Annotated in this window: 9 protein-coding genes; 6 read left to right on the top strand and 3 right to left on the bottom strand. The window is 66.2% G+C overall.

What is annotated here, in order from left to right; translation table 11 throughout:
- From VKP01_RS01570 to VKP01_RS01580, 3 genes are all read right to left on the bottom strand, one after another.
- Window positions 1-841, bottom strand: an 841-nt coding sequence (locus VKP01_RS01570) for an acetyl-CoA C-acyltransferase (protein WP_324409880.1), incomplete at its 3' end; no start/stop codon positions are given.
- Between the two features lie 113 nt (window positions 842-954).
- Window positions 955-2,250, bottom strand: coding sequence for an amidase (locus VKP01_RS01575; RefSeq protein WP_324409881.1), 1,296 nt, complete (start codon window positions 2,248-2,250; stop codon window positions 955-957).
- The gene (locus VKP01_RS01580) at window positions 2,247-3,080 is read right to left on the bottom strand and encodes a hypothetical protein (protein WP_324409882.1); all 834 of its coding nucleotides are present in this window, start codon (window positions 3,078-3,080) and stop codon (window positions 2,247-2,249) included. The genes VKP01_RS01575 and VKP01_RS01580 overlap by 4 nt, the downstream gene beginning before the upstream one ends.
- Window positions 3,081-3,218: 138 nt before the next feature.
- Between VKP01_RS01580 and VKP01_RS01585 the strand changes: the two genes are divergently transcribed.
- The 6 genes from VKP01_RS01585 to VKP01_RS01610 form a co-directional block, all read left to right on the top strand.
- The gene (locus tag VKP01_RS01585; RefSeq protein ID WP_324409883.1) at window positions 3,219-3,500 is read left to right on the top strand and encodes a hypothetical protein; all 282 of its coding nucleotides are present in this window, start codon (window positions 3,219-3,221) and stop codon (window positions 3,498-3,500) included.
- 114 nt (window positions 3,501-3,614) lie between these two features.
- Window positions 3,615-3,854: a hypothetical protein gene (locus tag VKP01_RS01590; RefSeq protein ID WP_324409884.1), complete on the top strand. Its 240-nt coding sequence runs from the start codon at window positions 3,615-3,617 to the stop codon at window positions 3,852-3,854.
- A gap of 65 nt (window positions 3,855-3,919) precedes the next feature.
- A complete protein-coding gene (locus VKP01_RS01595; protein WP_324409885.1) occupies window positions 3,920-4,690 on the top strand; it encodes an ABC transporter ATP-binding protein in 771 nt (256 codons plus the stop codon).
- Window positions 4,680-5,564, top strand: a complete 885-nt coding sequence (locus VKP01_RS01600) for an ABC transporter permease (RefSeq protein ID WP_324409886.1) — start codon at window positions 4,680-4,682, stop codon at window positions 5,562-5,564. The genes VKP01_RS01595 and VKP01_RS01600 overlap by 11 nt, the downstream gene beginning before the upstream one ends.
- A gap of 170 nt (window positions 5,565-5,734) precedes the next feature.
- Entirely contained in the window at window positions 5,735-7,804 is a 2,070-nt protein-coding gene (locus tag VKP01_RS01605; protein ID WP_324409887.1) for a hydantoinase/oxoprolinase family protein, read from the top strand.
- A partial coding sequence (locus VKP01_RS01610; RefSeq protein WP_324409888.1) for a hydantoinase B/oxoprolinase family protein occupies window positions 7,801-8,030 on the top strand: 230 nt, incomplete at its 3' end. The genes VKP01_RS01605 and VKP01_RS01610, both read left to right, overlap by 4 nt.

Raw genomic sequence — 8,030 nt, forward strand, 5'->3', positions numbered from 1 at the left:
CGCGCGCGATCGGGGTCAGCCCGTATTTCTCCACCGCCGCCCCGGAAGCCACGATCATCGCCGCCGCGCCGTCATTGACGCCCGACGCGTTGCCCGCCGTTACCGAGCCGGGATCGCGAAACGGCGTCTTCAGCTTGGCCAGCATTTCCATGGTGGTCTCGGGACGCGGATGTTCATCGGTATCGACGATGGTCACCTCGCCCTTGCGGCCCTTGATCTCGACCGGGGTGATCTCGCCGGCGAAATAACCGTCGACCTGTGCCTTCGCGGCGCGCTGCTGCGAGCGCAGGGCGAAGGCGTCCTGGTCTTCACGCGAGACGCCGAACTGCTCAGCCACGTTCTCGCCGGTCTCGGGCATGGAATCGATGCCGTATTGCTGCTTCATCAGCGGGTTGACGAAACGCCAGCCGATTGTGGTGTCATGGATTTCGGCGCTGCGCTGGAAAGCGGTTTCCGCTTTGCCCATGACGAAGGGCGCGCGGGTCATGCTTTCGACGCCGCCCGAAATGGCGAGATCGATCTCCCCCGCCTTGATCGCCCGCGCGGCGGCGCCCACCGCTTCCATACCCGAAGCACAGAGCCGGTTGAGCGTCACGCCCGGAACGCTCTCCGGCAGGCCGGCCAGCAGGCTCGCCATGCGCGCCACGTTGCGGTTATCCTCGCCGGCCTGGTTGGCGCAGCCGAAATAGACCTCCTCCAGCGCCACGGCGATGCCGGGATTGCGCGCGATGAGGGCACGCAGGGGAATGGCGCCGAGATCATCGGTGCGCACCTTCGCGAGCGCGCCGCCGAAGCGGCCGATCGGGGTGCGCAGATAATCGCAGATGAAGGCTTCGGCCATGATCTCGTCTCCTTATCGTGGCGCCGGCGGGCGCGCGTTTCATTCCGGGATCACCATCGCCGACGCCGCCGTCAAGCGGCGCGGATGCCCCAGCGGCATGGGGCTTGCGCCCATCACGCGGCGCAGATGACCGGTTCGAGCCCCGCAGCAACGTTCAGAAGCCGCCTGTCATGACCGTTGCGGGTGACGAACATGATCCCCGCCGGACGCGCCAGCCCCTGCATGGGCAGCGAGATACCGGTGAGATCGAACTGGTTGCCCCACGTGGTGTTGCGCAGCATCAGCATATTGGCTTTCATGTAGCGATCGAAATCGGCTTCGAGTTCGGCGATCGGCGGGGCCGATGTGGCAGTGGCGGGCAGCGCCACCACGTCCCAGGCCGCGAGGCGGGCATCCATGCGCGCGATCAGTTCATCGCGGGCGCGCATCAGCCGGATATAGCCGGCTGCGGGCATCGTCGCGCCCATGCGAATGCGCGAGATCACCAGCGGATCGAACAGCTTGTCGTCGAAACCCATATGATCGGCATGCACGGCAGCCGCCTCGATCGCCACCAGCGGCGCATCTGCCATCAGGCCGCCCATCGCCTCAAGCAGATCCTCGATATTGATATCGACGATGCGTGCCCCCGCGCGCTCCAGCCGGGCGAGATTGGTCTCGAAGGCGCTCGCGACCATCTCCTCGGTCTGCGTGAACAGCCGCCCGCGCGGCACGCCGATGCGCAGACCGGCCACGTCCATCGGTTCAGGCACCCAGGGATCTTCGCCGGCCATGATCGCGTCGGTCGCGACACAATCGGCGACGTTGCGCGCCAGCGGGCCGATCGAATCGAGCGCATGGGACAGCGGATAGGCACCCTCCTTCGGTACCCGCCGCGCTGTCGGCTTGAAGCCCACGCAGCCGTTGAGCGAGGCGGGAATGCGCACCGAGCCGCCGGTATCGGTGCCGATGGCGATCTCCGCCGTACCCTCACCGACGCCGACGCCTGCTCCGGAGGAGGAACCGCCGGGGATGCGGTCCGGATCGGCAGCGCAGCCGGGCGTGCCGTAATGCGGGTTGATGCCGATCCCCGAGAAGGCGAATTCCGACATGTTGGTCTTGGCCGTAATCACCGCACCCGCCCGGCGCAGGCGCGCAAGGATCGGCGCATCGGCGGTCGCGGGGGCCATGTCGCGCAGGATCACCGAACCCGCGAGCGTCGTCTCGCCGGCCACGTCGAACAGATCCTTGATCGAGACGATGCGCCCGTCGAGGGGCCCGAGGCTGATCCCGGCCTTGCGGCGCGCATCCGCCGCATCGGCGGCAAGCCGCGCCTCTTCCTTGTAGAGCTTGGTATAGACCTTTTCATCGCGGGCGCGCGCATCGAGGCGAGCGAGAATGGCTTCGAGCTGGTCGCGGATCGTGTTCATGATGGCCTTCCGGAACGGGCGGTGATGCGCAGGTGTGCTTGCCGCCGTCGTGCGATCAGCATGACGGCACAATTCCATATCACGGCAACGACGAGCCCGCCCGTCAAGGCGAGCGTCGACCCAAACGGCATTGCCGCCACGCTCACGCTGCCCACGGCGATGCCGAAGCCCATCAGGCCGGGAAAGCCGTTGAGCATCACCTGACCCGTCGACGCACCGCCGATGCGCGGATGCAGGATGATGACGAGAGAGCTCAGAACCAGCGGCAGGATCGCGAGCACACCGGCCACGGAGGGCCCCGCGAGGCGCCCCGATATCACCACGGCGGCGACGAGGAGCATCACCGTGATCGCGCGCAGCGGCAGATCGAAGGGCGTGCGCGGCGCCGGCGGCGGGCGTTCGTTGCCGAGCTTGCGGCGAATCGCGAGAAATGCGGCGGTGAAGACAAAGGCGCTGATCGCCAGCGTGGCCGGCAGGCCCGGATCGATGCTGCGCATGACGAAGACCGCGCCGCCCCAGCCGGCAAACCCGGCAAGCAGTGCCGGCGCCAGCCGCCGCCCCGGCGCGATCGTGGCATAGACGAGAACGAAGAAGGCATTGCCGACATTCACCTGCATGCCGATTCGCGCCACCTCGGCGAGGAAGACCGGCCCGTGATCCATGGCGAGATAGACGAAATTCGGTCCGGCGGAGAGCGGCAGCGTCGCGATCATCGCCCCTGCCAACGGCCCGCTGCGTTCGACGACGAAGGACGCCGTGACCACGAGAAGGGCACTTGCCAGCATTTTCAGCAGGAGTTGCAGCCAGAAGGGATCATCAAGACCGGGCATTTCACGACCTGCCACAGTGAGAAATTTCGAAAAACATGATAACCTGTCATTTAACTGCCGTTTTTCGGCATTATGTCCATCTCAATCGTAATGCGGCGCGTAACTTGCCGCAGAAATAATAAAAGTTTGGGGAAAATCATGCTTGCTGATCATAATATTGTACCGAACGAAGCGGCTGTCGAAGCCTCACGCCGTGCCTGCGCCTTCAATCTCTTCCGCCGGCGTGAAGCGCCTGATCTGTTTTGCGCCGTTCCCGAAGACCGTGTCGTTCCGCCCTTCATCGCGGGAGAGGATTGGGAATTTGGCGGGCGCATTGCCGCCGATTCGCGCGAACAGCCCGGTTTTGACGGCAGCATCGCCTCCCGTGCGGCGCGCTTCAATGGTTTCTACCTCTTCCAGGGCTGGAACCACTGCAAGTGAGGATGGCAGGCCGCGCGCCCTGCTTCATGACCGAACCGAATCACATCGAAAGCACCCCGCCCCGGCTTCGCGCGCGGGGTCGACGACTATAATGCCGCGCTCGTGGACCAGACGATGAGCGAGGACGAGATCGTCGAGATCAGCCGGATAATCCACGAATACGTCTGTACGGATCGCCCGTTCGAGAATGCCGATGCGGCCATTCGTGCCGGCGCCATGCGCGTCAATCCGGATGCGCGCATGAATCTGACCAGCATCCGCGACCAGCTCGCATGGTTCGTGTCGGAGGGGCTGGTGCCGGCCGATGCCTCGATCGAGACCCTGGTCGATAACAGTTTCGTCGAAACCTACTGAGCAAGCCGTTCGGACCGCCGCCCTTCACGGCGGCGGTCCTATTACCATAGTCGGCGGGACCCAACATGGAATTGCGGATCGAAGGCGTCAGCCACGATTACGGCGAGACGCAGGTGCTGCGTGAGATCAGCTTCAGCGTCGCGCCGGGCGAGATCATCTGCATCATCGGCCCGTCGGGCTGCGGAAAATCCACGCTCCTGCGCTTCATCGGCGGGCTGGAGCGCCCCGACCGGGGGCAGGTTCTGATCGCGGGCGAGCCGCCTGCGGATTCGCTCAACCCGCTGACCTACATCTTCCAGGATTTCGCCCTCCTGCCCTGGCGCACCGTCGCGGGCAATGTCAGCCTCGTGCTGGAGGATCACGGCATTCGCGGCGCGCAATCGCGGGCGATCATCGACGATGTGCTGGCGCGGACCAAACTCTCGGAATTCGCCAGTGCCTGGCCGCGTCAGCTCTCCGGCGGCATGAAGCAGCGCGTCGCCATCGCCCGCGCGCTCGCGGTGCGTCCCGCCGTGATGCTGATGGACGAACCGCTCTCGGCCCTCGACAGCCAGACCCGGGAATTGCTGCTCGACGATCTCATCGATCTTTGGAAGCGCGAGCGTTTCTCGGCGGCCTATGTCACGCATAATCTTGCGGAGGCCGTGCGCCTCGGGCATCGCATCATGGTCCTGTCGCGCCGGCCCGGGCGCATTCGCGAGATGGTCGCCATCGATATCCCGCTGGACGAGCGGCCCGAGCGTGTGCTCGAACTGGAGCAAATCCAGCGCCGGCTCTGGGAAGCGATGCGCGACGAGGCCCGCGCGGCAGACAGGGAGCTCTCCGATGCCGGCTGAATCCCGCGACACCACACTCGGCAAGGAAAGCTGGCGCGAAGTCCCGCTGCAGAAGAGCACCCGCCACGGCGCAAGCGCGGGCAAGGGTGGTCTGCGTCCGGTGCCGTTTCGCGGCGGCGGCTTCACCCACAGGCCCCTGAGCCTGATTTCGCCGCTCGTCTTCATCTCCCTCATCGGCCTGTGGGAGCTCGGTTCGCAGACCGGCTTCATCAGCCCGATCGCCCTCCCCGCCCCCTCTGCCGCCTTCGGCGCTTTCGTCGATCTGGTGCGCACGGGGACGCTGTGGCGCCATCTTGAGGCGAGCCTGTTCCGGCTGATCGTCGGCTGGACGCTGGGCACTGCCATCGGCGTCGCCGTGGGGCTCGCCATCGCTTTGTTCTCGGTGATGCGCGCCGGGCTCTCGCCCGTGGTCTCGGCGCTGTTTCCGATCCCCAAGATCGCGCTTTTGCCGCTCTTCATCGTCTGGTTCGGCATCGGCGAGGGCTCGAAGGTTGCGACGATCCTGTTCGGCGCTTTCTTCCCAACCGTGATCGCCACCTATGGCGGCGTCGACAATGTCGACCGCAATCTCATCCGGATGGGCCAATCCTTTGGCCTTTCCTGGCTTTCGATCGTGCGCAAGATCATCATCCCCGGCGCGATGCCCGCCATCCTCTCCGGTTTCCGGATCTCGGCCTCGATTGCCATCGTTCTGCTGGTCGCCGCCGAGATGATCGGCGCGCAATTCGGGATCGGCGCCTATATCCTGATGGCCGGATCGTTGTTTGCCATCGAGCAGCTCATTGCCGGCGTCGCCATGCTTTCGATCCTGGGGCTGACTATCAGCTGGCTGATCGGGCGTGCCGAGCGCTTCTTCCTCACCTGGAGGACCTGAGCAAGGCATGCCGGCTGCCATCGGATTCGGTGAAGACCCGAACCGGATGGGTGGTTTCCACACTTGCCCCAGCGTCATGCTTGGGCAGACTGCAGCGTCATGAGGAAACAGAGCGGTGAGCGGGGGCGCAAGTGACAGACGCACAGGGAGATCAGGCGAGAACGGCGGGCATGATCCCGCCCTGGCGCATCGGCGTCGATGTCGGCGGCACCTTCACCGATCTGGTCATGGTTGATGCGCAAGGCGCGCTGATGATCGTGAAGACGCCTTCCGTCCCGGCCAATCCCGGCGAGGGTGTGCTGGATGCGGTGCGCAAGGCGGCAGCCAATCTGGCCGTGCCGGTCGAGGATTACCTCGCGCAATGCCGGCTCTTCGTGCACGGCTCCACGGTCGCCACCAACACCGTGCTCGAAGGCAAGGGCGCGAAGGTCGGGCTTCTCACCACCCACGGCTTTCGCGACAGCCTGGAAATCCGGCGCGGCATCCGCGAAAATCCATGGGATCACCGCAAACCCTTCCCGCCGGTGCTCGTTCCCCGCTATCTGCGCCTGCCCGTGCGCGGGCGCCTTGACAGCGAAGGTGCGGAAGTCACGCCGATCGAGCCCGCGGATGCCGTCGCAGCCGGCGAGATCTTCACCCGTGAGGGCGTCGAGGCAGTAGCGATCTGCCTGTTCAACGCCTATGCCGATGGCCGCCACGAGGATGCAGCTGCGCAGGCTCTGGCGGAAAGCTGGTCCGGCGAATGGGTCAGCCGCTCCAGTGCCATTGCGCCGATGATCGGCGAATACGAGCGTAGTTCCACAGCCGTCATGAACGCCTATGTCGCGCCGCGCGTCGTCACCTATCTGCGCGATCTGGCGAAGGAATTGCAGCGCCTTGGCCTGCCCGGTGCCCTCTTGATGAGCCAGAGCAACGGGGGCGTCGTCTCCGTCGACCAGATCGCCGACCGGCCCGTCAATCTGGTTCTCTCGGGCCCCGCTGCCGGGGTCGGCGCGATGACGCTCGCGGCCAATGCGTTGGGCGACGACAATCTGATCTCGATGGAGATCGGCGGCACTTCCTGCGACGTCGCCCTCATGAGCGCGGGCCAGGTGGCGACAAGCGATGCGCTCGAAATCGACGGCTACCACCTCGCTGTGCCTTCCGTCGAAATCCATACCGTCGGCGCGGGCGGGGGCACCATTGCCGGGGTCGATGCGGCGGGGATGCTGTTTGCCGGCCCCAAGGGCGCCGGCGCGCGTCCGGGCCCGGCCTGCTACGGGCATGGCGGCACCGAGCCGACCGTCACCGATGCCCAGCTCGTGCTCGGGCGTCTGGCGCCCGGCGCCTATGCCGGCGGCTCCGTCACCCTGGACCGGGAGCTCGCCCGCGAGGCGATCCGCACCCGCGTCGCCGAGCCGCTGGGCATCAGTATCGAGGATGCCGCGTCCGGCATCATCCGGCTGGTCGAGCAGCATCTGCTGCATGCGGTGGAGCGGATTTCCGTGCAGCGCGGCTTCAACCCCGCCGGATTCACCCTCGTTCCCGCCGGTGGCGCCGGGCCGCTGCACGGGCCGAGCGTTGCGGCGATGCTGGGGGCCAGACGCGTCTATGTACCCCGGCAGGCCGGCGCCTTCTGCGCCATGGGGCTTTTGCAATCGGATGTCCGACAGGATTACATCCAGGTCTTCATGCGCGATCTCGACGGGGATGTCGCGAAAACAGCGAAGGAGGGCTTCGCGCAACTGCGCGCCCGCGCGACCGAGACCCTCACCCGCGAGGGATTCACCGGCGATCAGGCCGCCTACCGGCGCGCGCTGGATCTGCGCTATCGCGGCCAGCAATCGGATCTGCGGGTGGAGCTACCCGATGGAGAGGCTTTCGATCCCGCGCAGGTGCGCGCGCTCTTCGAAGCGGAATATGCCCGCCAGTTTGGCCATATCCAGCCCGGCGGCGCCATCCAGATCACCAGCCTGCGCATGGCCGGCTTCGGCCTCTTGCCTCCGCTCGAAGCAGCATCGGCGCCGGCGAGCACCCAGGCGCCGCATCGGCGCGAGACTCGCCGGGTCTGGTTCCCGGATGGCTGGCGCGACACTGCGATCTTTGACGGCGCCGATCTCGCGCCGGGCCAGTCGATTGCCGGCCCGGCCATCGTTACCGAACAGACCATGACCGCCATGGCGCGCGCAGGCGATACGCTCAGCGTCGATGCGGCAGGCAATTTCATCATCGATCTCGCCGAGAGGGGAGCGCAGGCATGAGCGCGCACAAGGCCATCGATCCGATCATCCTCGCCCTGGTGCAGAACCGGCTCGACCATATCGCCCAGCAGATGGGACGGGTGATGGTGCGCACGGCACGCAGCCCGATCTTCAGCCAGGCGCACGATTTCTCGTGCTTCCTCACGGATGCCGAGGGCACCGTGGTCAGCCAGGCCGACGGTATCCCGATCCATACCGGCGGCGGCGGGTTCGCCGCCCGCGCCAT

It is taken from the genome of Saliniramus sp. (genome assembly GCF_035311605.1).
In the GTDB taxonomy this organism is placed as follows: domain Bacteria; phylum Pseudomonadota; class Alphaproteobacteria; order Rhizobiales; family Beijerinckiaceae; genus Saliniramus.

Bases quoted from the DNA above. Each gene is read 5' to 3' on its own strand.
- VKP01_RS01575 (WP_324409881.1), bottom strand. From the start codon at position 2,250: ATGAACACGATCCGCGACCAGCTCGAAGCCATTCTCGCTCGCCTCGAT.
- VKP01_RS01580 (WP_324409882.1), bottom strand. From the start codon at position 3,080: ATGCCCGGTCTTGATGATCCCTTCTGGCTGCAACTCCTGCTGAAAATG.
- VKP01_RS01585 (WP_324409883.1), top strand. From the start codon at position 3,219: ATGCTTGCTGATCATAATATTGTACCGAACGAAGCGGCTGTCGAAGCC.
- VKP01_RS01590 (WP_324409884.1), top strand. From the start codon at position 3,615: ATGAGCGAGGACGAGATCGTCGAGATCAGCCGGATAATCCACGAATAC.
- VKP01_RS01595 (WP_324409885.1), top strand. From the start codon at position 3,920: ATGGAATTGCGGATCGAAGGCGTCAGCCACGATTACGGCGAGACGCAG.
- VKP01_RS01600 (WP_324409886.1), top strand. From the start codon at position 4,680: ATGCCGGCTGAATCCCGCGACACCACACTCGGCAAGGAAAGCTGGCGC.
- VKP01_RS01605 (WP_324409887.1), top strand. From the start codon at position 5,735: ATGATCCCGCCCTGGCGCATCGGCGTCGATGTCGGCGGCACCTTCACC.